The organism is Mycobacterium sp. TH-M15, from assembly GCF_057473705.1.
This window is the reverse complement of sequence record NZ_JBYCLB010000542.1, coordinates 1-1,661: the sequence shown is the minus strand read 5'-3', so window position 1 is coordinate 1,661 and position 1,661 is coordinate 1. Positions and strand designations below refer to the sequence as shown.

2 protein-coding genes are annotated in these 1,661 nt (G+C 72.2%); one reads left to right on the top strand and one right to left on the bottom strand.

Annotation, left to right across the window (positions count from 1 at the left end):
* A partial coding sequence (locus AC2VNT_RS13235; RefSeq protein WP_486947298.1) for a phytanoyl-CoA dioxygenase family protein occupies positions 1–528 on the top strand: 528 nt, incomplete at its 5' end.
* On the opposite strand, the gene AC2VNT_RS13230 is transcribed toward AC2VNT_RS13235, so the two are convergent.
* Positions 516–1,661, bottom strand: a 1,146-nt coding sequence (locus tag AC2VNT_RS13230) for a hydantoinase B/oxoprolinase family protein (protein WP_486947297.1), incomplete at its 5' end; no start/stop codon positions are given. The genes AC2VNT_RS13235 and AC2VNT_RS13230 overlap by 13 nt on opposite strands.

Sequence of the window (1,661 nt, the reverse complement as noted above, 5' to 3'; positions counted from 1 at the left end):
CGGCTGTTCCTGCCCAACTACCTGTTGTCGATGCTGCAGGTGATCAACATCCTGCCCGGTGAAAAGGCGCAGCTGCTGCACACCGACGACGGCTTCTATCCGCTGCCGCGGCCGCGGGCGGCGCTGGGGGCGGCCACGATCTGGGCGATCGACGACTTCCGCGCCGACAACGGCGCCACCGATGTCGTCGCGGGCAGTCACCGGTGGGGTGAGCGGGTGCCCGACGAGGCCGGGCGGCAGCCGGTGCTGATGCCGGCGGGGTCGTGTGTGTTCTTCGTCGGGACCCTCTGGCACGGCGGCGGTGCGAACAACTCCGCGGGCCCGCGGCTGGCGGTCACCGCCCAGTACTGCGAGCCGTGGCTGCGCCCGCAGGAGGCGTTCACCCTCTCGACGACCCGCGCCACGGTGCGGGCGGTTTCGGAGGACATTCGCCGGATGCTCGGCTACAGCATCCACCCGCCGTTCATCGGCCAGGTCGACGGGATGCACCCCAAGCGGTTACTCGACCCCGGCGCTCAGCCGCTCTGACCGTAACCGCCGCCGCCCGGCGTCTCGATCACCAGCTGGTCGCCGGGAGCGAGCTCGGCCGAGTCGCAGCCGGCCAGCTCCTCGGCCGACCCGTCGGCGCGGATCACCCGGTTGTGCCCCGGTGCGCCGGGCGAGCCGCCGGCCATGCCGTACGGCGGCACCGTGCGGTGGCCGGAGAGCACGCTGACCGTCATCGGTGCGGTGAACTCGATCCGGCGGATCGCGCCGTCGCCGCCCCGCCACCGCCCGCCGCCGCCGCTGCCGCGCCGGATCGCGAACTCGCGCAGCAGCACCGGGAAGCGCAGTTCCAGCACCTCGGGGTCGGTCAGCCGGGAGTTGGTCATGTGCGTCTGCACGACGGCGGCTCCGTCGAACCCGTCGCCGGCGCCGGACCCGGACCCGATCGTCTCGTAGTACTGCTGCTCGGCGTTGCCGAAGGTGACGTTGTTCATCGTGCCGGAGCCCTCGGCCTGCACCCGCAACGCGCCGAGCAGTGCGCCGGTGACCGCCTGGGAGGTCTCGACGTTCCCGGCGACGACCGCGGCCGGATAGACCGGCGCCAGCATCGACCCGGCCGGGATCTCGATCCGCAGCGGGCGCAGACACCCGTCGTTGAGCGGTATCTCGTCGGCGACCAGGGTCCGGAACACGTAGAGCACGGCGGCGGTGACCACCGCCGACGGGGCATTGAAATTCGTCTCCAGCTGCGCCGACGTCCCGGCGAAATCGACCGTGGCGCTGCGTGAGCCGCGGTGCACCGTGACCCGGACCGCGATGGTGGCGCCGGAGTCCGTCCGGTACCGGTGCTCGCCGTCCGGCAGCCGGGCGATCACCCGCCGCACCGCCGCCTCGGCATTGTCCTGCACGTGCCGCATGTAGGCCGACACCACATCGAAGCCCCAGTGGTCGACCATCTTTCGGATCTCGTCGACGCCCTTCTGGTTCGCGGCGACCTGGGCGCGCAGGTCGGCGAGGTTGGTCTCCGGGCTGCGGGACGGGTGCCGGGCCCCGGCCAGCAGTCGCCGGGTCTCGACGTCCCGGAACCGTCCGTCGGCGACCAGCAGCCAGTTGTCGAACAGCACCCCCTCGTCGTCGACGGTGCGGCTGTCGGCGGGCATCGAGCCGGGGGTGAT